The sequence below is a fragment of the Nonomuraea solani genome (assembly GCF_900108335.1).
Lineage (GTDB): Bacteria > Actinomycetota > Actinomycetes > Streptosporangiales > Streptosporangiaceae > Nonomuraea > Nonomuraea solani.
Window position 1 is genome coordinate 193,102 of record NZ_FNVT01000001.1, and the last position, 21,254, is coordinate 214,355.

19 protein-coding genes are annotated in these 21,254 nt (G+C 70.9%); 8 read left to right on the plus strand and 11 right to left on the minus strand.

The genetic code is table 11. The features are described from left to right. Nucleotides 1–766 precede the first annotated feature (766 nt). From C4V41_RS00960 to C4V41_RS00970, 3 genes are all read left to right on the plus strand, one after another. The gene (locus C4V41_RS00960) at nucleotides 767–1,504 is read left to right on the plus strand and encodes a GntR family transcriptional regulator (RefSeq protein WP_103954667.1); all 738 of its coding nucleotides are present in this window, start codon (nucleotides 767–769) and stop codon (nucleotides 1,502–1,504) included. A gap of 203 nt (nucleotides 1,505–1,707) precedes the next feature. After that, entirely contained in the window at nucleotides 1,708–2,310 is a 603-nt protein-coding gene (locus C4V41_RS00965) for a GNAT family N-acetyltransferase (RefSeq protein ID WP_103953791.1), read from the plus strand. Nucleotides 2,311–2,605: 295 nt separating this feature from the next. Next, entirely contained in the window at nucleotides 2,606–3,286 is a 681-nt protein-coding gene (locus tag C4V41_RS00970; RefSeq protein WP_103953792.1) for a copper homeostasis protein CutC, read from the plus strand. A gap of 1 nt (nucleotide 3,287) precedes the next feature. On the opposite strand, the gene C4V41_RS00975 is transcribed toward C4V41_RS00970, so the two are convergent. From C4V41_RS00975 to C4V41_RS01000, 6 genes are read right to left on the minus strand one after another with little or no spacing between them, the layout of a single operon-like run. Beyond that, the gene (locus tag C4V41_RS00975; RefSeq protein WP_103953793.1) at nucleotides 3,288–4,424 is read right to left on the minus strand and encodes a DUF6986 family protein; all 1,137 of its coding nucleotides are present in this window, start codon (nucleotides 4,422–4,424) and stop codon (nucleotides 3,288–3,290) included. Further along, a complete protein-coding gene (locus C4V41_RS00980) occupies nucleotides 4,408–5,709 on the minus strand; it encodes an FAD-dependent oxidoreductase (protein WP_235029840.1) in 1,302 nt (433 codons plus the stop codon). Before C4V41_RS00980 ends, C4V41_RS00975 begins: the two co-directional genes overlap by 17 nt. An 8-nt stretch (nucleotides 5,710–5,717) precedes the next feature. Then, nucleotides 5,718–6,878: a class I adenylate-forming enzyme family protein gene (locus C4V41_RS00985; protein WP_103953794.1), complete on the minus strand. Its 1,161-nt coding sequence runs from the start codon at nucleotides 6,876–6,878 to the stop codon at nucleotides 5,718–5,720. A 33-nt stretch (nucleotides 6,879–6,911) separates the two neighbouring features. Then, complete coding sequence (locus tag C4V41_RS00990) at nucleotides 6,912–8,444, minus strand: AMP-binding protein (RefSeq protein ID WP_235029841.1); 1,533 nt, start codon at nucleotides 8,442–8,444, stop codon at nucleotides 6,912–6,914. Between the two features lie 9 nt (nucleotides 8,445–8,453). Continuing rightward, a complete protein-coding gene (locus tag C4V41_RS00995; protein ID WP_103953795.1) occupies nucleotides 8,454–9,512 on the minus strand; it encodes a phenylacetate--CoA ligase family protein in 1,059 nt (352 codons plus the stop codon). Further along, on the minus strand, nucleotides 9,512–10,579 hold the full coding sequence (locus tag C4V41_RS01000) for an LLM class flavin-dependent oxidoreductase (RefSeq protein ID WP_103953796.1): 1,068 nt from the start codon (nucleotides 10,577–10,579) through the stop codon (nucleotides 9,512–9,514). The genes C4V41_RS00995 and C4V41_RS01000 overlap by 1 nt, the downstream gene beginning before the upstream one ends. 94 nt (nucleotides 10,580–10,673) lie before the next feature. Here C4V41_RS01000 and C4V41_RS01005 point away from each other — a divergent pair, with 94 nt between their 5' ends. Together C4V41_RS01005 and C4V41_RS01010 are read left to right on the plus strand one after the other, a co-directional pair. Beyond that, on the plus strand, nucleotides 10,674–11,186 hold the full coding sequence (locus C4V41_RS01005) for a hypothetical protein (protein WP_103953797.1): 513 nt from the start codon (nucleotides 10,674–10,676) through the stop codon (nucleotides 11,184–11,186). 107 nt (nucleotides 11,187–11,293) lie between these two features. Beyond that, nucleotides 11,294–12,664 (plus strand): helix-turn-helix domain-containing protein, encoded by a 1,371-nt coding sequence (locus C4V41_RS01010; protein WP_103953798.1) that lies wholly within the window; start codon nucleotides 11,294–11,296, stop codon nucleotides 12,662–12,664. A gap of 48 nt (nucleotides 12,665–12,712) precedes the next feature. On the opposite strand, the gene C4V41_RS01015 is transcribed toward C4V41_RS01010, so the two are convergent. Next, nucleotides 12,713–13,657, minus strand: coding sequence for an acyl-CoA dehydrogenase family protein (locus tag C4V41_RS01015; protein WP_103953799.1), 945 nt, complete (start codon nucleotides 13,655–13,657; stop codon nucleotides 12,713–12,715). Between the two features lie 124 nt (nucleotides 13,658–13,781). On the opposite strand from C4V41_RS01015, the gene C4V41_RS01020 reads away from it, so the two are divergent. Beyond that, entirely contained in the window at nucleotides 13,782–14,453 is a 672-nt protein-coding gene (locus C4V41_RS01020) for a hypothetical protein (protein ID WP_146103486.1), read from the plus strand. Nucleotides 14,454–14,528: 75 nt separating this feature from the next. Continuing rightward, on the plus strand, nucleotides 14,529–16,274 hold the full coding sequence (locus C4V41_RS01025) for a proline--tRNA ligase (protein ID WP_200823673.1): 1,746 nt from the start codon (nucleotides 14,529–14,531) through the stop codon (nucleotides 16,272–16,274). A gap of 60 nt (nucleotides 16,275–16,334) precedes the next feature. On the opposite strand, the gene C4V41_RS01030 is transcribed toward C4V41_RS01025, so the two are convergent. The 4 genes from C4V41_RS01030 to C4V41_RS01045 are packed head-to-tail and all read right to left on the minus strand — an operon-like array spanning nucleotide 16,335 to nucleotide 20,107. Further along, the gene (locus C4V41_RS01030) at nucleotides 16,335–17,834 is read right to left on the minus strand and encodes a tripartite tricarboxylate transporter permease (RefSeq protein ID WP_103953801.1); all 1,500 of its coding nucleotides are present in this window, start codon (nucleotides 17,832–17,834) and stop codon (nucleotides 16,335–16,337) included. A gap of 1 nt (nucleotide 17,835) precedes the next feature. After that, nucleotides 17,836–18,279 (minus strand): tripartite tricarboxylate transporter TctB family protein, encoded by a 444-nt coding sequence (locus tag C4V41_RS01035; protein WP_103953802.1) that lies wholly within the window; start codon nucleotides 18,277–18,279, stop codon nucleotides 17,836–17,838. Continuing rightward, nucleotides 18,276–19,262, minus strand: coding sequence for a Bug family tripartite tricarboxylate transporter substrate binding protein (locus C4V41_RS01040; protein ID WP_103953803.1), 987 nt, complete (start codon nucleotides 19,260–19,262; stop codon nucleotides 18,276–18,278). Before C4V41_RS01040 ends, C4V41_RS01035 begins: the two co-directional genes overlap by 4 nt. After that, a complete protein-coding gene (locus C4V41_RS01045) occupies nucleotides 19,259–20,107 on the minus strand; it encodes a hydrolase (protein WP_103953804.1) in 849 nt (282 codons plus the stop codon). The genes C4V41_RS01040 and C4V41_RS01045 overlap by 4 nt, the downstream gene beginning before the upstream one ends. Before the next feature lie 68 nt (nucleotides 20,108–20,175). Here C4V41_RS01045 and C4V41_RS01050 point away from each other — a divergent pair, with 68 nt between their 5' ends. Beyond that, nucleotides 20,176–21,243, plus strand: a complete 1,068-nt coding sequence (locus C4V41_RS01050) for an ArsR/SmtB family transcription factor (RefSeq protein ID WP_103953805.1) — start codon at nucleotides 20,176–20,178, stop codon at nucleotides 21,241–21,243. Nucleotides 21,244–21,254 lie beyond the last annotated feature (11 nt).

The following is a 21,254-nucleotide window of genomic DNA, read 5'->3' on the forward strand; positions in this document are numbered from 1 at the left end:
TCCCGAGGGTTGATGATGAGGCGGTAGACGTCAACGTGGACGGCCCGGATTTGGCGGCAGGCATGTTCGGCAGCGATGAGGCGACGAGGGTGACCGCGAGGTCACCGATCCCTGTCCTGCCTGCCCGCCCCGTCGCCCGCGACCCTCCGCGCCCATGAAAAAGCCCCCATCGGTGATGGAGGCGTCGATCGTGGCCGGTCTTCGGAGGAAAGCGCGCCCTGGCGGGCGTGGGGGACCCGCCAGGACGCGCTTCCTGCCCCGTGTGCGACGGCACCAGGACTCCGGCGAGGGATGGAGTCCTAGACCGTTGGTTCGCACACGGAGTCGATGGGGGAGCGCGAAGGTCCCTGTTGCCGGCGACGTGCGGCGATGCGTCGAGCTGTACCGACCGGGTCATCAATGGGGTGCGTGACGGGGGCGCCACCCTCCTCGTTACAGGTAAAGGATCCGTCGTTGCACCACACGGTCAGCTCAGTCAACGCCGATGGCACGGACGCGCCATTGCTCTGGTAGGTGTGGGTGAACCGCTGGCGAGGCAACGCGTAACGCAGTAAACGTGGTGCTTCGCGAGGGTCATGCCAGGGCAGGTATGGCGTACCCATGCGGACCGGCAACACTGGCCTTCACCCCCTCACCGGCCTTTAGATGGATTTGTACCAACGAATGGATGATGGGCCTGTCGAGGGGGTTCGGTCAAGGGGCTGTGGCCTGCTAGAACCAGATCGTCTAAATTGTTGGAACAAAAGGGGTGAAAGTGGCAAGGTCGGTGCTGTATCAGCAGGTGGCTGCGGAGTTGCGACGGGCCATCTACTCGGGTGTCCTCGGCCCCGGGTCACAGCTGCCGACCGAGGCACAGCTCATGGAAGACCATGGCGTGAGCAGGAACACCGTAAGGCTGGCCCTGGGAGAGCTCGTCAATGAGGGGCTCGTAACGCGCACGCCGCGGCGCGGAACAGTGGTCAGAGACCGCAGGCCGCTGCTCATCTATCCGCAGCGCGAGTTGGAGCCGCAACCAACGGGCGAACTGCGGGAAGCCTTCGCCTACGCCGTGGCACAGGAAGGCCGCGCGCCAAGCCAGTACATCGAGGTGCTGACGGTTTCTCCCGTCGAGGAGATCGCCAGCAGGCTGGAGTTGGCGGATGGGGAACTGGCGGTGGTGAGACGCCGTCTGCGGTTCGTGGACGGACAGCCGTACAACACCAACGATTCCTATTTTCCCCGTGACATGGTGGCCGACTCCGAGATCGCCAGGCCCGGTGACATCGCGCGAGGGGCGAACCGGGTGCTGGAAGAGCTGGGGCATGCCCAGATACGCGTCGTCGACGACATCTGGGCCCGCATGCCCAACCAGGAGGAGGCCGAGCGTCTCCAACTCGAACTCGGCACGCCGGTCATGGTCTATGTCCGAGTGGGTTTCGACGGGGCCGACATGCCCGTCCGTGTCGCCGTGTCGGTTTTGCCAGCCGACAAGCATCTGATCAGGTACGAGCTCGATCGCCGCTGACCGAGCTCGGGATGAAGGGGTGATTTCGCCGGCCGGGTGCAGCGAGAAATAGCCGCCTCGCTGGCCTGGGGGAGTCGTGCATACTCCCCTAAATCGCCATTTATCCATAAATATCGGGTTGAGGCCCCATTTCGCCCTTACGCGACATTGCATCATCACGCTGTGCTTTCGCGTGGGAACCCAACGCAACGAAGGGTTGTACTATGCACACAAACACCCTGCTTCATCCGCTCTCCCTGCGCAGAGCGGAACCCGCGGACCTTCCCGGCGTACTCACACTGCTCGCGGACACCGCCGAGTGGCTGTACACGCGCGGAGTGAGGCAGTGGCCCCGCGGGGGGTTCGGTTCTGAACGAATCGAGCCGCTCATAGAGGAGCGGGTGCTGTTCCTGCTGGACGACGAGCTCAGATACCTCGACCCCGACGAATCGGCCCCGCCGGTGGCGACCATAGCGCTCGACGACCACGCCGACCCCGAGTTCTGGACCCCGTCCGACGACCCCGAAGCGGCCCTCTACATTCACAAGCTCGCCGTCGCCCGGCCCTGGTCGGGCAGCGGCCTGGGCGACGCCCTGCTGGACTGGTCATCCGCGGCGGCCTTCGCCGCGGGGCTGCCGTGGCTCCGGCTCGACTGCGCCAAGGCCAACCTCCGGCTGCAGGACTACTACCGCAGCCGTGGCTTCCGCCACATCCGCACCGTGGACCTGCCGCACCGCTCCTCCGGGGCCCTCTTCGAGCGCCCCTCCGAGGACATGGCCACCACGGCCTTCCGTGACCTGACGGTCGCGGAACTGATCAGCGCCTAGCCGCGCGCCCCCAGGGGTCCGGCCCACCCGGTGATCGGGCCCCTGCTCCCCTTTGTGATCGAATCGCGCTCAAACGCCCGCTGCGCCCCGGAATTCGGCGTCTGGACACTATGGGCCTTGGGGAGCGGTTCTGTCCTCCTGTGCCCGCTCGCGGCCCGGCGGGACGTGTCCACGGGCGCGGCTCCGGCTCGCGGTCGCCTGGCCCGAGAGGTGGGACCTGTGGGGCGATTGAGGCTGACGGCTTTTGGTGTCATCCGCACCAGAAAGGTGCAGAGCACCATATAACCTCTCCTCCATGACCGGATCCCTGCTCGAGGTGATCGCGCTCAACGTGCGCGACGCCGTAGCCGCCGAACAGGGCGGCGCCGACCGGCTGGAGGTCGTCGCCGACATGGCGGCCGACGGGTTGACCCCCTCGCCGGAGACGGTCGCCGCGATCGCCGCGGAATGCCCCCTTCCCCAGATGGTGATGCTCCGCTGCGACGCGAACTTCGCCGCCGACCCCGACGTGCTCGACCGCCTGCGCCGCGACGCCAAGGCCCTGGCGCAGGCCGGCGCGGCCGGGTTCGTGTTCGGGTTCCTCGACGGCGCGGGCGCGGTCGACCTGACGGCCACCGAGGCGCTCATCCACGCGGTCTCCCCGCTCCCGTGGACGTTCCACCGCGCCGTGGATCACGCCGCCGACGTCCAGGCGGCCTGGCGGGCCGTGCGGCTGCTGCCCAACCTCGCCACCGTGCTCACCTCCGGGTCGCCGACCGGGGTGGGGGCGGGCCTTTCGCTGCTGAAGGCGCGCGCGGACGCGGGTGACGGCTCGATCATCCTGGCCGGTGGCGGGCTGAAGCCGGCGTACGTGCCCTCCCTGCTCGACTACGGCATCCGCGCCTTCCACGTCGGCTCGGCCGTCCGCGCGAGCTGGTCGGACCCCGTCGAATGGCGCCTGGTGCGCCAGTGGCGCGCCCTGGTGGAGCGCGACTGAGTCAGGGGAGTGCCAGGTCGGCGCGGCGAAGGGCCGCGGTGAGGGTGCGGATCGTGGCCGGCTCGTCCATGACGCCGCCCCCGGCCGCCCGCCGCTCCTCCCAGGCCCGGACCCGCTCCCGATAGGAGTCGTAGCGGGCCAGGTGGAAGGCGTAGACGGTGACGTATCGGCTGACCAGGTGTGACGGGTGCATGTCCCACCCCTGGTAGTAGCCGTGCCGCAGCGAGTGCTCCACCAGCGCGGCGTGCCGCCGCCACAGGTCGTGCACGTCGCCGGCCTGATCCGAGGCGGGCGAGGCCGCCAGCGACCCGTCGGACAGCTCCACCCCCGTCCCCGCGAACGCCGTCTGCATCACGTGCCGGGCGTGGTCGCACGCCGGATGGTCGAGCCGCTGCTCGTGCGGCGGCAGCCCGAGGGCGGCCGTGTAGTCGAACACCCCGAAGTGCGCCGCCGCCAGCCGCCCGCCCAGCCCCTCGTTCAGGTCGCCGCGCAGGAACGCCAGCGTCTGCGGCGCCTCCACCTGCATCTCGAACCGCAGCCGCGTCCCGGCCTCCAGCCGTTCCAGCACCTGCGCGAACTGGCCCAGGTACGCCTCCATCAGCACCTTGGGAAAGGTCACCGTGAACCCGGCGGGCAACTCCCCGGCCCCTTCGACGATCCCGGTGACGAACCGTTCGAGGGTGCGTACCGACCGCTCGGGATCGCCGTCGGCGAACGACTTCACCCGCGGCCCCCACCGGCGGGGCAGTGTCCCGGCCGCGCGCATCGCGACGACCGCCGCCACCGCCGCGTCGGCGTGCGCGTCCTCCTCGGCGCCGGGACGCACGCCGTAGCCGTCCTCGAAGTCGATCCGCACGTCCTCGACGGGCTCGGTGGCGAGCTTGCGCAGCACCCTCTCGTGGACGGCTCCGGCGAGCCCGGCGGGCACGCCGAACACCTCGGCGAGCGCGTCAGAGCCCGGCAGGTGGGCTTTGACCAGGGACGACGCCTGGCCGCCCCACTCGGCGACCGTGCCCGCGGAGAAGCGGTCGGCGGGCACGTAGACGGTGTGGACGGGTTGCCAGGCCGGGTCGGCGGCGGGGTAGCGGGCCTGCTGGACCCGGTACGCCGCCGCGAACCCCTCAGGGACGGCAGGCACGGAGCATGGCCGCGAGGCCGACGAGCTTGACGCGATCGCCCCGGCTCAGCGACTTGGCCAGCTCGCCCTCGGCCGCCTCGATGGCCTGCCACTCCTCGTACGTCACCGGCCGCAGACCCCGTGAGGTCAGCAGCGCGTCGATATCGGTGTGCCGGGTGGACTCGGTGCCCGCGAGGTCGGCCAGCAGCGTGCGGACCGTTTCGGCGGCGTCGGACTTGTTGGTGCCGATCACCCCGGTAGGCCCGCGTTTGAGCCAGCCCGCCACATATTCGCGCTCGCGTACGCGCCCGGCCTCGTTCGGCACCGTCATGGTCTTCTCGGAGAACGGCACCCCGGGCAGGGGCACGCTCTGGTAACCCACCGAGCGCAGCACCATGCCGACCGGCAGCGTCTCGAACTCGCCGGTGCCGACCACGCGCCCCTTCTCCGACAGGCGGGTGCGCTCCAGCCTGAGCCCCTCGACCCGGTCGGTGCCGAGGATCTCGACGGGCCGCAGCCAGAAACGTACGTCGAGGCGGCGCGGGCGGCCGACCGGCTCGCGGGCGGCCCACGACCGCAGGATGTTGATGTTGCCCTGCACCTGGCGCGGGAAGTCGCCGCCCAGGACGACGGACTCCTCGGGCCGCACGCAGACGTCGGCGTTGGCCACCTCGCCGAGCTCGCGCAGCTCCTTCAGGGTGAACTTGGCGTGCTCGGGGCCACGGCGGCCGACCATGTGGATGGCCTTGACCTGGCTCGCCTCAAGGCGTTCGAGCACCTCGTGCGGCACGTCGGTGGAGCTCAGCTCCGCGGAGGTCTTGGCCAGCACGCGGACCACGTCGACCGCCACGTTGCCGACGCCGATGACCGCGATCTCGGGGCTGTCGAGCGTGAACCGGCCGGGGTCGACGTCGGGATGGCCGCAGTACCAGTTGACGAAGTCGGTCGCCGCCACACTCCCTGGCAGGTCCTCGCCGGGGATGCCGAGCCTTCTGTCGACCATCGCGCCCGTGCAGTAGACCACCGCGTCGTAGGCGCCGAGCAGGTCTTCCACCGACACGTCCGTGCCGAGCGTGACGCCGCCCAGGAAACGGACCTGGGGCAGCTCCAGCACCCTCCGCAGGTAGTTCGCGATCGACTTGATCGAGGTGTGGTCTGGCGCCACACCGTACCTGACCAGCCCGTACGGGGTCGGCAGGCGCTCGATCACGTCCACTTCGACCGGCTCGGCCGACTGCTTGACGAGCGCTTCGGCCGTGTAGATCCCGGCCGGGCCCGACCCGATGACCGCCACGTGCAACGCCACGCTGCCTCCTAAGACTCGGCTGCATGAGACACGCGTCCCACCAGATGCAACCGGCCGGTGTGATCGATGTATCCCCGGTCGCCGGTGCGGATGAACCCGTCCCTGGCGAATACCGCGTGATCGGGGCTGTTGCCAACGTAGCCGCTCATCACCGCTTCTGAGCGGAGAAGCACCTCACCCTGGTCCTCACAGGGCAGAACACGGCCCTGTGCGTCCCTGATCGAGACGTCCACGCCGCCGCGTGGCCTGCCGACACTCACTTCCGCGTCCTCGGGAGGGTCGTCGGGCCTGGTGCCGAGTCCCAGCCCGGCTTCGGTGCAGATGTAGCGGTTGCACACGGGCACGCCGTACCTGTCGCGCAACGCGGTGATCAGTCCGGGTGTGGCGGGGGCGCCGCTGGACAGGATGAGCGTCAGGCCCGGCAGGTCCTCGTCGCGCTCCAGAACCCCCGCGAGCTGGTACGGGCTCCCCTGCAGCACCGGGACGCCGTGCTCGCGGAGATGGCGCAGCGCCGCCTCCGGGCTCCATTCGGGCAGCACATGACAGGTCCGCCCGGTCTGGAGGAACACCGGCAGCCGCGTGGCGAACCCCACCCGCCCCAGCGCGTACGGCATCAGCCGCGCGTCCCCCGTACCCCACCGCGCCCCCGCCCCGTGCGCCCGGATGGCTTCGAGCTGCCGGTTCCCGAACACCACGCCCTTCGGCGGTCCCGTCCGGCCCGACGTGAACGTGATCACCACGGGCCGCCCGGGATCCGGCGGGAACGGCGGTGGCGGCGCCTCGGCCCTGCGCAGCCGGGCCAGATCGTAGGAGCCCCGTTCGAGGGGCAGCCGGATCACGTCGAGCCCGGGCCGCGCGGGCAGCCCCTTGGGGCCGGTGATGACGAGGGCCGGGTCCAGCCCGGCCATCAGGTCCAGGCGCTCGGTCCCGAGGCCCGCGGTGACCGCGCCGATCTTGGCCGCCGCCACGTAGCAGATCACGAACTCGGGCCCGTCGGGCAGCGCCACGACCACGACGTCGCCGATCCGGACGCCGCGGTGCGCCAGACCGGCGGCCACTTCGTCGGAGAGCCGGTCGAGGTCGGCGAAGGACAGTGTGGACGATCCGGTGATCACGGCCGCGCGCGCCCCGAACCTGCGTGCGGCCTCCCCGGCAAGCAGGCGCAACATGGCGGCTCCTGGGGCAACAGGCGCACTTCTACGCTACTCGCCCGAAGCCTGCCGGCGGCGCAGCGCCAGCTTGTCGATCTTGCCGTTGGCGTTGGCCGGGAGGTCGTCCACCACGATGACCCGCTTCGGGATCTTGTAGTTGGACATGTTGTCCTTCGCCCACGCGAGCAGCCCCGCCGGATCGGGTGTCACACCCGGCCTCGGGACGGCGTAGGCCACGCCCGCCTCGCCCGACGCCGGGTCCGGCACGCCGATGACCGCCACCTGCGCCAGCGAGCCCTCGCGCAGCAGGAGCGACTCGACCTCGGCGGGGGAGACGTTGAACCCGTTGACGATGTAGAGCTCCTTCTTGCGGTCGACGATCGCGAGGTTGCCCGCCGTGTCCAGCACGCCGACGTCGCCGGTGTGCAGCCAGCCGTCCGCGTCCACGACCTCGGCGGTCCGGGCGGGTTCGTCCCAGTAGCCGCGCATCACGCCGTACCCGCGCTGCAGGACCTCGCCGCGCTCGCCGGGCGCGACCTCCTTGCCGTCGTCGCCGACGATCTTGACCTCGATGCCGGGCACGGGCCTGCCGGTGGTGCCGGCGATCACGTCGATCGGGTCGCCGGCCCTGGTCATGGAGACGACCGTGCCCTCCATCAGCCCGTACGCGTTGATCATGCGTTCCAGCCCCACCCGCTCGACCAGCCGCGTGATCAGCTCGGCCGGTACGGCGGCGGCCCCGCAGATGGCCACCCGCAGCGACGACACGTCCGAGGCGCCGCGCTCCAGCTCGTCCAGCAGCCGGTGGAACAGCGTGGGCGGCCCGGCCAGAACGCTCACCCGCTCGGTGGCGATCAGCGACATCAGCGCGTCCGGCGAGAAGATCGGGACCGGCAGCATCGTGGCCCGGCGCAGCACACACGCGATGAGTCCGGCGTTCAGCCCGAACCCGTGGCTGAAGGGCGCGATCACCGGGTAGCGGTCGTGCTCGTCGAGGGTGACGATCTCCGACCAGTCCCAGTAGCCGCGTAAGACCTGGGCGTGGTCGAGCATGACGCCCTTGGGGGCGCCGGTCGTACCGGAGGTGGACATGATCTCGCACAGGTCCTCGGGCCGGACGGCGAGCGCCCGCGCCTCGGCCTCCCGCGCGGGAATCCGCGCGCCGAGCGCGGTCAGCTCTTTGCCGGCGGTGTGGCGCAGCGCGGGGAGCGGCGGCAGCAGGTCCGCCAGCGGGGTGCCCGCCGGGCCCGCGCCGGTGATCAGCACCTTGGCGCCGGTCTTCTCGATGAGCTGGGCGGCCTCGATGCCCTTGCAGCGGGACGAGAGCGGCACGATCACCGCGCCCGCGTCCCAGATCCCGAACGCGTGCGCCACCCAGGACGCCGAGTTCACGCCCCACATCGCCACCCGGTCGCCGGGGGCCACGCCGAGCGCGAGGAGCCCGCGCGCGGTCTCCGCGGCGGCGTCGAGCAGCCCGGACAGGGTCAGGCGCGTGCCGCCCTCGGCCACGACGGTGTCGCCGGGATGACGGCCGGCCTGGTGACGCAGCATGCGGGGGAGCGTTCCCCAGTCCTCCGGTGCCATCGAAGCTCCTCAGGTGAGCAGCGCGCGGTCCCTTCCCAGATGGTGGCCGCGCAAGTCGTTCACCGTGCCGGGCGCCGGGGTCTCGGAGACGTCCCGGGCGATCTCGACGGTGATCGACAGGGGGGTCAGCGCGCGTACGGCCTGCTCGATCCGCGCCTTCCACATGGGGTTGCGCACCAGGCTCTCCCGGCCGAACGTCACCGTGAGCACCGCCGCGTCCAGCGTCCCCTGCCGGCTGACCGCCAGCTCCCAGCCCGTCACGCCGTCGATCTTCGCCAGCGCCTTCTCGATCCTGGGCAGCGCCAGCCACACGCCCCGGACCAGCACGTGCTCGCCCACGGTGTGCGCCGGCACGCCCGCCGCGGCCACCAGGCCGGTCCTGAGCACGGCGTCGCCCAGCGTCGAGTGGTGGCGCGGGGTGACGACGAGCTCGGCGTACGCCGCCTCGGGGCCGGGCGCGTCGTCCTTGGCCAGCGCCGCCAGGTCGAGCAGGCCGTCGGCGAGCGGCGTGAGCGGGTCGTCCTCCGACGCCCGCCAGGCCAGCGCCCCGCCGCCGAACGGGCTGGCGAGCACCTCGGTGACCTGGGCCCCGAACTCGCCCGCCAGGTGGCTCATCGTGCGTTTCGAGGCGATCTCGCCGGTCAGGACGATGTTCCTGAGGCCGAGGTCCAGCGGGTCCAGCAGGAACTCCAGGTGCAGCCGGGCCAGGAAGTCCATCGCGCCCGTCGGGGTGGCGACCAGCGTGGTGGCCTTCAGTGCCGTCAGCGCGTGGTGCAGGCGCATCCGGCCGCGCGGGCCCACACAGGCGGCCGCTCCGGCGGTGGCGGCCGCGGCCTCGGTCCAGAGCGCGCCGGCGGGCTCGGCGAGTGCCACGACCACGCGGTCGCGCTCGCCGGCCCCCGCCTCGCGCAGCGCCGCCGCGGTCAGGTCCACCGCCGCGGTACGGTCACCGGGACCCATCGGGAAGACGCTGGAGACGTCGGGAGAGACGAGCAGCAGCCCGGCGGCGGAATGCCCGGCACTCCCGAGATCGTCCCGAGTCAGCCACCGCGCTCCGGACGGCGTCATCAGCGCACCACCTCGGTCATGAACAACCTCATCGAATCGCACACCCGCTCGTGCGCCAGCCCGCCCACCTGCGCCTGGATGATCAGATCCGTCGCCCCGGCCTCGGCGATCCTGGCCAGGGCCTTGCGCGAGCCCTCCACGTCGTCCACCACGACCATCAGGTGCTCGCGCAGCGTGGCCATCGCCTCGTCCGGCGGCAGCCCGGCGGCGAGCTGCCCGAGCACGCGGTGGGTGGCGTGGCGGGCGTCGTAGTAGTCGGGCGGGGTGACGAGGTTGACCTGGCGGCGGATGTACCAGAGGACGGGGTCGGCGGCGGTGGCGTTGGCCTCGTCGCGGGTGGGGGCGACGAACCACGGGATCATGAGGGCGATCCGCCGGGAGGCGGGGTCGAAGCCATGCTCCGCCAAACATTCCCGATATTTCGCGATATCGGCGGCGACGTCATCGATGCCCTTGAGCATCGTCATGCCGAGCAGGTTGTACCCGTGCTTGGCGGCCGCCAGGTAGCCCTCCAGCGAGGTGGAGGCCACCCACACCGGCGGATGGGGCTCCTGGGCCGGGCGCGGGTAGACGGCCACGTCGGGGATCTCGAAGAACTCGTTCGACCTGCTGATCGGCTCGCCGTCGGCGCGCCAGATGGCCAGCGTGGCCTCCAGCGTGTCCTCCCAGATCTGCCGCGACTTCTCGAACGGCCGCTGGAACGCCTGGTACTCCAGGGGCGAGGCCCCTCTTCCTGTCCCGAACTCCACCCGGCCGCCGCTCAGCACGTCCAGTGTGGCGACGCGCTCGGCGGTGCGGATCGGGGACTGGAACGGCAGCAGCACCACGCCGAGCCCCAGGTGGATGCGCTCGGTGCGCTGCGAGATGGCGGCCAGGACCAGGTCGGGGGCGGAGGAGTGGGAGAAGCCCCTCGTGAAGTGGTGCTCCACGAACCAGGCCGTGTCGAATCCCAGACCGTCACCCAGTACGACCTGGTCGATCACGTTCTGGAACGCCCGCTGCTCTACTTCGCGGGTGCGACCGCGGACCTCCAGCTCATACCCCAGGCTGATCCGTAGGGACGTCATCGCGCCTCCGGCGTAATTAGTGAACCAAGCGCTCGCTTGGTAGAGCGTATCAGCGGCAAAGACTTGCGGGAAGGGCGCGGCGGCGATCAGAGTGATGCTCGTGAAGCGAAAGCACGCGCTGCGGCGGCCGAAGGATGGCACGTTTCCCGACCACGGCGACGACCTCTCGCTCACCGGCGACCGGCGCTACGAGGCGTTCGGGCGCGTGATGGCCGCGCTCGCCACCGAGGCCGACTTCATCGAGTCCTGCCGCGACCTGACCTGGTGGCGCGGCGCCGACCACAGCTGGCACATCGAGTGGCGCGACGGGCCGTACGCGTCGGAGGTGGCCGGCCTGCTCGCCGAACAGGTGCGCGACTCCGGCCACGACGACTCACCGGCCACCGAGGCGGGCCCCGGCTACTCGCTGGTCACCGAGGTGGGGCCGGGAAGCGACGGTTCGGCCGTGCTCGACGTGATGGGCGTACGGTTCGAGCTGCGCGCCATCGACCCCATGGGCCGGGCCACCGTACGCGCCCGCCCCGGCTTCTGGCGCCTGGCCGAAGCCCTCGACACCACCCGCCGCACCAACGCCCGCCATCCCTGGGAGGAACTGCTCGGGGGCTGAAATACGCCGGAGGGCGTAGACCGGCTTTCGCTCAGCGGCGGACGCCCGGGACGAGGCCGTTCGCGACACTGGTGATCCGGAACATCGACCGGACACGAGGCGGGGTCATGGGAGCGAGAGGCGAGCCGGCGTTACGGGACCTGTTGCGGAGGTGGCGCGAACGCGCGTTACTGACGCAGGAACAACTGGCGGACCGGACCGGGCTGAACGTCCGCACGGTCCGGCGCCTCGAAGCGGACGCCCTGAGCCGCCCGCGCAGCGAGTCACTGCGGGTCCTGGCCGAGGCGCTGAGCCTGACCACCGAGGAACAGGCGACACTGACCGCCCTCGCCCGAGGCATCCCACCAACCACTCCCACCCACGGCACCCCACCTACCGCCCTCACCCGCAGTGGCCTGCCGACCGGCGAGCTCGTGGTGACGGTGCCGAGGGGGTTGCCGGGCGACGTGGCGGCGTTCACCGGCCGGTCGGCCGACCTGGCCGAGTTGACCGAACCGGTCGCACCGGCCGAGTTCGGCTGGGACGGCGACCACGGATGCGCGTCCTCGACCTGCGCTTCCCCGACCGGTGCCGCCCCCACCTGTGCCTCCCCGACCGTGCACGCGATCGACGGAATGGCGGGAGTCGGTAAGACGGCGCTGGCCGTGCACGCGGCGCACCGCCTCGCCGCCCGCTTCCCCGACGGGCAACTCTTCCTCGACCTGCACGGCCACACCCTGGGGACGGCGCCCGTCGAACCGAAGGACGCGCTCGGCCGCATGCTGCGCTCCCTGGGCGTGCCCGGCGACCTGGTGCCGGAGCCCCTGGAAGATCGTGCCGCGCTCTACCGCACACTGCTGGCCGACAGAAAGATCCTGATCGTGCTGGACGGCGCCCTCGACGAGACCCAGGTGCGCCCACTGCTGCCCGGCGGCCGGCAGTGCCGCGTGCTGATCACCGGCCGTCGCCGCCTGACCGGCCTCGACAACGCCCGTACGCTGTCGCTAGATGTGCTGCCCGTCGAGACCGCCGTCACGCTCCTGACCAGGACCGCCGCGGCCGCCCAGGTGGCGGGCGCACCGGCCGGGACGCTGGCGGCCACCGTACGGAGGTGCGGCCTGCTGCCCCTGGCCATCCGCATAGCCGCCGCCCGGCTACGCGCCCATCCCGCGTGGACGGTGGAACACCTACTCGAACGTCTGGCCCGGCACGACCGGCGCCTGGCCGAGCTGGAGGCCGGCCAACGCAGCGTCACCGCCGCCCTCGACCTCTCCTACCGCGAACTTCCCAGGGCATCGAAACGCGCGTACCGGCTCCTGAGCCTGCACGTCGAACCGGACTTCGCCGCCGACACCGCGGCGACCCTCCTGGACACGACCGTCTCGCAGGCAAGCCGCCTTCTCGAACGCCTCCTGGACGTACACCTCCTACGGGAGACCACCCCGGGCCGCTACCACTTCCACGACCTGGTCCGCGAACACGCCCTCGAAGCCGGCTGACCACCTCCGCCATACAAGCCGGACAGCCGCACGTGGGAAGGAGCGGAATCAGCCGAAGACGTGACCCGCCAGGCGGGCGCGGTGGGCCTGCGGGGGGCAGAACAGTTGCGCGTCGGAGGTGGCCCGCTTGAGGTAGCGATGGGCAGGATGCTCCCACGTGATCCCGATGCCACCGTGCACCTGGATGTTCTCGCCCGCCGCCGCCAAATAGGCCTCCGTACAGTACGACCCCGCGATCGCCGCGAACACCTCGTCCCCGGTCGCGGCCCCCGCCGCGGACCGGGCGGACTCCACGAGGAGCAGCAGGTCGGCGAGCTTGTGTTTGATCGCCTGGAACGACCCGATCGGCCGCCCGAACTGGTGCCGCCGCCCGGCGTGCTCGACCGCCATCTCCAGGCACCGCTGCGCCCCGCCCACCTGCTCGGCGGCCAGGGCGGCGATGCCGAGGTCGCGGACGCGGGCCCACGACGAGTCGTCGCCGAGCTGCCGTACCGGAACGTCCTGGAAGGTCAGCTCCTGCAGCGGCCGGCTCTCGTCCACGGTCCGGTGCGGCACCCGCCGCGTCGGCACCGCCTCCACCAGCAGCCCTCCGGCGTAGACCAGCACCATCTCGCCCGCCAGCGCGTACGGCACCACCCCCGTGAGCAGTTTCCCGTCGAGCCGCAGGTCGCCGTCACCCGGCAGCGCCACGGTCGCGGTCACCGCCCCTTCGGCCAGCGCTTCGAGCAGCCACCCGGCCCCGCTCGCCCGGGCTGCCTCGACGGCCATCACCGCCGACTGCAGGAACGGATGCGGCGACAGCGCCCGCCCCAGTTCCTCGGCCACGGCGGCCATTTCGGCCGGACCGCATCCCGCCCCGCCGTGCTCTTCGGGCACCAGCAGCCCGGCGATCCCGACATCGCGGGCGAAGGACTGCCACGGCGCCTCTGGGCGGTCGGTGAGATAGGCGCGGACGACGGCGCGGAGCTCATCGGGAAGTGCCACGAGAGGCATATTAACCAAGCGATTGGTTGTTTTGATATGCGGATGACCGAAATTTGCCTTTTCTGTAGGGTCACATAATCTGAAAGTGGTCATCCCCATGAATACCGGGGGGAGGGTTGACCAGGTAATGGAGATGAACAACACCACCATCGAGTACGCCGACTTCGCCGAATACGATCGGCGGCAGCGCGCCATCGAACGCCATTTGCTGGCGGCCTTCCTTGGGGGACTGGCCGTGGGCCTGCTGGGCATGTTCGTCGCCGGACTCGACACCGCATGGATCGGGCAGGTCTACGACCCCTACGCCTATCTCGCCCTTTCGCTGGCCGTGGGCGCGAGCGCGTCGGGGTTCGGGTGGGCGCTGCTGACCACGTTCCTCGCGGCGGTGTCGACGCTGGTCGCGGCCATGGGCGCGAGCGCGCTGCGCGGTCAGGACACCTTCCAGATCATCGGTGGCAGCGCCGCCGGGCTCAACTGGACCCTCGCCCTGCTCGTGGCGCTGGGCCTGCTGGCGTACGGCACGCGCAGGGACGACGCCTGGGGCGACGTCGCGGCGGGCGCGGTCGGCGCGGCGCTGATCGCCGACGTGGTAGACCGATCCACGCCCGGCTTCATCGGCAGTGAGCGGTCGTTCTGGCCGGGGCCCGCGCTGGTGATCGGGCTGCTGTCCGTCGTCCTGGTGTTCCTGCTGCGCAGGAGCGCGCGGGGCCGGGTGCGGGCGCTGGCGGCTTCGGCGTTGTTCGCCGGGCTGTTCACGGTCGGCCTGGCGGCCTTCGTGGCGGGCTGGATCCCCCTGGAGGTCTGATAAGGCCGCGCGCACGGCTCCCACAACTCGATAGCCTGTAGGTCCTTCACATCCAGGTTCGATCGAGGAGTAGCCGTGTTGCTGCGCATGTCGTCGTTGTTTCTTCGCACCCTGCGGGACGACCCGGCAGACGCGGAAGTCCCGAGCCACAAGCTCCTGGTCCGCGCCGGATACGTCCGCCGCGTGGCGCCCGGCATCTACTCCTGGCTCCCCCTCGGCAAGATGGTGCTGGAGAACGTCGCCAGGATCGTCCGCGAGGAGATGAACCGGATGGGCGGCCAGGAGGTGCTCTTCCCCGCTCTGCTGCCCCGCGAATACTACGAGGCGACCGGCCGCTGGACCGAATACGGCGACACGCTGTTCCGGCTCCAAGACCGCAAGGGCGCCGACTACCTGCTCGGCCCCACGCACGAGGAGCTCTTCACCGACATGGTCAAGGGCGAATACTCCTCCTACAAGGACTATCCGGTCACTCTCTACCAGATCCAGACCAAATACCGGGACGAGGCGCGGCCCAGGGCGGGCATCCTGCGCGGCCGCGAGTTCCTCATGAAGGACTCCTACTCCTTCGACCTCGACGACGACGGGCTCAAGCGCTCCTACGAGCAGCACCGCGAGACCTACATCAGGACGTTCGACCGCCTCGGCATCGACTACAAGATCGTGTTCGCCCAGTCGGGCGCGATGGGCGGGTCGGCGTCGGAGGAGTTCCTCGCGCCCACGCCCACCGGCGAGGACACGTTCGTGGCCTGCCACTCGTGCGGCTACGCCGCCAACGCCGAGGCCGTCACGACCACCCCGCCCGCCGCCGGCGAGATCGACGACGCGGCGCCGCTCCAGGTCCTCGACACCCCTGACACCCCGACCATCGAGACGCTGGTCTCGTACGTCAACGAGCACCACGGCCTGTCCGTCACCGCCGCCGAGACCCTCAAGAACGTCGTCGTCAAGATCACCACGCCCGGCTCCGACAAGGCCGAGACGCTGATCATCGGCGTGCCCGGCGACCGAGAGGTCGACTTCAAGCGCCTGGAGGCGGTGCTGTCGCCCGGCGAGCCCGCCATCTTCGAGGCCGCCGACTTCGCCAGGCACCCCGGGCTCGTCCGCGGCTACATCGGCCCGCAGATCCTGCGCGAGCTCGGCATCCGCTACCTCGTCGACCCCCGGGTCGTCACGGGCACGTCCTGGGTGACGGGCGCCAACGAGCCCGGCAAGCACGCCGTCAACGTGGTCGCGGGCCGCGACTTCGTACCCGACGGCACGATCGAGGCCGCCGAGGTGCGCGCCGGCGACGCCTGCCCCCGGTGCGGCTCCGAGCTGTCCATCGACCGGGGCATCGAGATCGGCCACATCTTCCAGCTCGGCCGCAAATACGCGGACGCGGCGGGCCTCGACGCGCTCGGCCCCGACGGCAAGCCCGTCCGCATCACCATGGGCTCCTACGGCATCGGCGTCTCCCGCGCGGTGGCGGTCATCGCCGAGCAGGCCTACGACCAGCTCGGCCTGGTGTGGCCGCGCGAGGTCGCGCCCGCCGACGTGCACATCGTCGGCACCGGCAAGGAGAACCAGGTGGAGGCCGCCCTGCAACTGGGCGCCGAGCTGGAGTCGCGCGGCCTGCGGGTGCTGGTGGACGACCGGCCCCAGGTCTCGCCCGGCGTGAAGTTCAAGGACGCCGAGCTGCTGGGCCTGCCGACGATCGTGGTGGTCGGGCGCGGGCTGTCGCAGGGCGTGGTGGAGCTGCGCGACCGCGTCTCCGGCGAGAAGACGGAGATCCCGCTCGCCGAAGCCGCCGACCGCGTCCAGGCGGCCGTCGGAGCCTGAACATGACTGCCTGAACATGACCGAGGGCGCCGTGGACGACTCCACGGCGCCCTCGGGCTTTCAGGCGGCCGGCAGGGCCTTCCTCGTCCGCCGCCGTACCAGCACCGGCCCCACCAGACAGGCGACGGCGACGAGCAGGATGACCAGCGACATCGGCCGCGTCACGAACACCGAGGGATCCCCCTCGCTGAACGCCAGCGCCCGCCGGAACTGCACCTCCATCAACGGCCCCAGCACCGCCCCCAGGATCAGCGGCGCCACCGGATAGCGCGCCCGGTGCAGCACCCACCCCAGCAGCCCGAACCCGTAGGCCACGAGCACCTCGAACACGCTCTGCGAGATCGAGTACACCCCCAGCGTCGCGAACGTGAGGATGGCGGCCGTCAGCAGCGCCGCGGGCACGCGCAGCAGCTTCACCCACACCCGGATCAGCGGCAGGTTCAGCACCAGCAGCATCACGTTGCCGATGTAGAGGCTCGCGATGAGCGTCCACACCAGCACCGGCTGCTGGTCGAAGAGCTGCGGCCCGGGTTGCACGTTGTAGATCTGGAACGCGATCAGCAGCATGCTCGCCGTCGCCGACGTCGGGATGCCGAGCGTGAGCAGCGGCACCAGCACACCGGAGAACGCCGCGTTGTTGGCCGCCTCCGGCCCCGCCACGCCCTCGATGGCCCCCTGCCCGAACTCCTCCTTGTGCTTGGACAGCCGTTTCTCGACGTTGTAGCTCAGGAACGTCGGCAGCTCGGCCCCGCCCGCGGGCAGTGACCCGATCGGCAGCCCGAACAGCGTCCCGCGCAGCCACGGCTTCCAGGACCTGCGCCAGTCCTCCCGGGTCATCCCGATCTTCCCGTCCAGGGTGACGGGCGGCTGCTCAGGCCGGTTCCGCGCGGCGGCCGTGGAGACCGCCTCCGCCACCGCGAACAGCCCGACCGCGACCGCCACGACCGACAGGCCCTCGTACAGCTCGGGCACGCCGAAAGCGAACCGCGGCTGGCCGGTCATCTGGTCGATCCCGACCATGCCGATCGTCAGCCCGAGGAACAGGCTCGACAGCCCGCGTACGATCGAGTCGCCCATCAGCGACGTGACCGTCACGAACGCGAGCACCATGATCGAGAAATACTCGGCGGGCTGGATGAGCTTGGCGATGTTCGACATGCCGGGGGCCAGGAACGTGATCACGACAGTGGAGATCGTCCCGGCCACGAACGACCCGATGGCCGCCGTCGCCAGCGCCGCCCCCGCCCTGCCCCGCCGGGCCATCGGATAGCCCTCGAGCGTGGTGGGGATGGAGGCGGTCTCGCCCGGGATGTTGAGCAGGATCGCGGTGGTCGAGCCGCCGTACATGCCGCCGTAGTAGATCCCGGCGAACATCACGAACGCCCCGACCGGATCGAACACGAACGTCAGCGGCAGCAGCAGCGCGATCGTCGTGGCGGGCCCGAGGCCCGGCAGCACGCCCACGAGCGTGCCGACGGTCACGCCGAGCATGCTCAGCAACAGGTTCTGCAGGCTCAGGGCGTGGCCGAAGCCGTCGAGCAGGTTGGCGAGCACGTCCATGTCAGATCGCCAGCCTGATCAGCCCAGGCGGCAGCGTGATGCCGAGGAGCCGGTCGAACAGAAAGTACGTCGCCAGCGCCAGCACCAGCCCCGCCAGGACGTCGCGCAGCAGCCGCCGGCTGCCCAGCACCCTGGCCACGGCCACGAAGAACACCGTCGTGGCCTGCCAGTAGCCCACGGGGACGAGCAGCAGCGCGTACGCCGCCAGCGCCCCGAGCAGCATCAGCACCGACGGCCAGTGGGTCTCCTCGGCCGCGGCGGCCTCCGCCTTGAAGGCCTGGGCCACGCCGATGACCGACACCACCGCCAGCCCCGCCCCCACCAGCAGCGGGAACGCCCGGGGCCCCACGGCCTGATAGCCGTTGCCCTGCGGGATCGCGAACGCCTGGGCCAGCACGACCACGGCCGCCGCCAGGAATCCGAGCGAGACGATGCGCTGCGTCACTTGCCGAGCCCCAGCTCACCCAGGATCGCGGTGACCTGTGTGCGCTGCTCGGCCAGGACCTTGCCGAACTCCGCGCCCGGCTTCCAGTCCTCGGTCCAGTTGTTGCGTTCGAGGACCTTCTTCCAGCACGTCGTCTGGCGCACCTTGTCGAGCAGGCCGACCACCTCCTGCTGCTGCTCCTTCGACAGCCCGGCCGGCGCCAGCACGCCGGCCAGCGTGGAGATCGCCTCCTCGCCCAGCCCGAGCTCCTTCATCGTGGGGGCGTCGATGCCGTTGACCCGCTGCGCGGAGTCGACGGCCAGCACCCGCAGCTCGCCCGCCTCGATCTGCGGCCGCAGCTCGGCCACGGTGTCCACGCCGATCGTAGCGGCGCCGCTGAGCAGCAGGTTCAGGGACTCGCCGCCGCCCGCGGTGGGCACGAAGTTGATGTCCTTGGCCTCCAGGCCCTTGCTCTTGGCCATCGCCGCCACCGTCATGTGGCCGGGCGCGCCGAGCGAGCCGCCCGTCCACTTGATGCTCTGCGGCTTGGCCTTCATCGCGTCGAGCAGCGCGTTCAGATCCTGGTACGACGACTTCTTCGGCACCACGAAGGCGCTCGGCCCCCGGCTCAGCCCCGCCACCGGAGTCAGCGTGGCCAGGTCGACCGGCGACTTGTTGTTCACGATGCCGCCCAGCATGGTCACGCTGTCCATGACCATGAGCTGGTAGGGGTCGCCCTGCCGCTTGACGAACTGGGCCAGCCCGATCGTGCCGCCCGCGCCCGGCACGTTGGTCACCGTGGCGTCCACGTCGGCGACCTTGCACTCGCTGAGCGCGCTGGCGATGCCCCGGGCCCGGGTGTCCCAGCCGCCGCCGGGGCTGCCCGGCGCCATGATCGACAGGGCCTTGCTCGGGTAGGTGCCGCCCGCGTCGGCGCTCTCGCCCACGGCACAGCCGGTGAGCGAGACGGCCACCGCGAGGGCGGCGACCAATTTGATCTTCATGATGACTCCCGGGGGGTGAGGATCGAAGCGAAGAAGTCCTTGACCGGCTCGAGCACCCGCATCGGGTCGTGGCCCACGCCCGGCACGACGTCGAACCGCACGTCGATGCCGTGCTCCGCGTAGTTGTCGCGCAGCGCCGTCAGCCGCGCGACACGTGTGACGCCGTGGGTGTCGGCGCCGTCCATCCAGTTGGAGTCGCCCTGGTTGTTGATCTCCCAGGTCTCCACGTCGGCACTGCCCACGACCATCTGCACCGGCACCTCACGCAGCTCGGCCACCCTCGGGGCGCAGCCGAACTCCTCCTCGAACCCCTTCAGCCCGATCCACCACGGGCTGTTCTGGTCGATGTACGTTATGCGCCCTGGTGCACCAATCGACAATCCGGCGAGCCGGTCGGGGTGCAGGTAGGCGAACCGGTGCACGAACTGGCCGCCGCCGGAGAACCCGTGCAGCAGGAACCGCTCGGCCCGTACGTTGAAGCGCTCGCCCACCTCGTCGACGATGGCCAGCAGGGCGTGGTCGAAGCGGATGTCGCCGTACCGGAGGAACTTGAAGCCGTGCAGGTCGTCGGGGTCGTCGCCGATACCGGCGGGGAAGAGCGGGGCCAGCACCACGCAGTCGTGCTCCTCGGCCCACGCGGCGAAGTTGTCGCGGTACTGCGGGCCGCGCCGGCCCGTCCCGTGCTGCAGCACGGCGAGCGGCAGGGGGGCGCCGTCCGGGTCGTGCGCGGAAGGGACGTACAAGCAGTAAGAGAATCTCTGGTCGTATCTCGACGCGAAGACGGTCGTAGCGCCCGCCGAATAGAAGCCGGTCGGATGCTTGACCACGTGCAGTACCTCAGCCATGCCGCCACAGCCTGCGCAAACACCGGTTTCTCCACAAGGAGATTGCCGCGAACGCGGTAATCTGCAGGGTGGCCGTCACGCTCCTCCTCGACTCACCCGGCACCGGAACCGTCGCCGTGCAGCAGTCGCCCCTGGCCGAGCTGTGCGCCTGCCTGCACGTGTTCGACGAGCCCGGGCACCACCCGGCCAGCGCGGCGTGGGTGGCCAGGGCGCACGCCGAGCTGGACACCGCGCTGCTGGCCACGGCCATCGTCTGGGGGCCGCTCTGGGGCGCCTTCCGCGCCCGCTACCTGCTGCCGCTGTCCGCCGGGCCCAGGCGCACGCTGGCCGACGAGCTGCGCGAGGTGGCCGCGCTGCCCATCGGCGACTTCGTCGCGATGACCGTGCAGGCGCTGATCGGCAAGAACGACACCGAGCTGACGCCCAGGCTCGGCGACGAGGTGCTGCACCGGCTGCGGCTGATCTCCTCCAGCCGCATGGAGATCGGCGCCCGGCTGCGCGCCGATCCCGAGGGCGTACGCGGCGAGCTGCTCGACTTCCTGGCCGCCTTCGCCGCCACGGCCTTCGACGCCGAGTGGCCCGCGCTGCGCCGCGCCCTCGACCACGACGGCGCGCTACGGGAGCGCGACCTGCGCAGGAAGGGCACGCTCGCGCTGGCCGACTTCCCGACGGCTTCCATCGCCGGCGCCTCGGAGGGGCGGCTGCGCCTGGTGTTCGACAAGCTCTACAGCGCCACCGCCCGCGTCGACGATGGCCGTCCCTGCCTGCTCGTCCCGACCGTGCACGGCAGCCCGCACTTCGTGATCAAGCACTATCCCGGCTATCCGGTCGTCATCCAGTACAGCGCCGACGACGCCACCACGCCGACCCTGGAGACCGCCAGGCGCCGGCTCGCCGCCCTCCAGGACCCCACGAGGCTCCGGCTCTGCTACGCCATTCTGCGCAACCCGGTCGCCACCGCCGAGCTGGCCACCCAGCTCGGCATGACCGCCCCGCAGGTCTCCCGGCACCTGAGGCGGCTCAGGGAGGCCCAGCTCGTTCACACCCACCGGCGCGGCTCGGTCGTCTACTACCAGCTCGACGCCGGCGCCATCGAACGCCTCGGCCCCGACCTGCTCTCCGTCCTCTACCGCTGAGGGCCTGTACC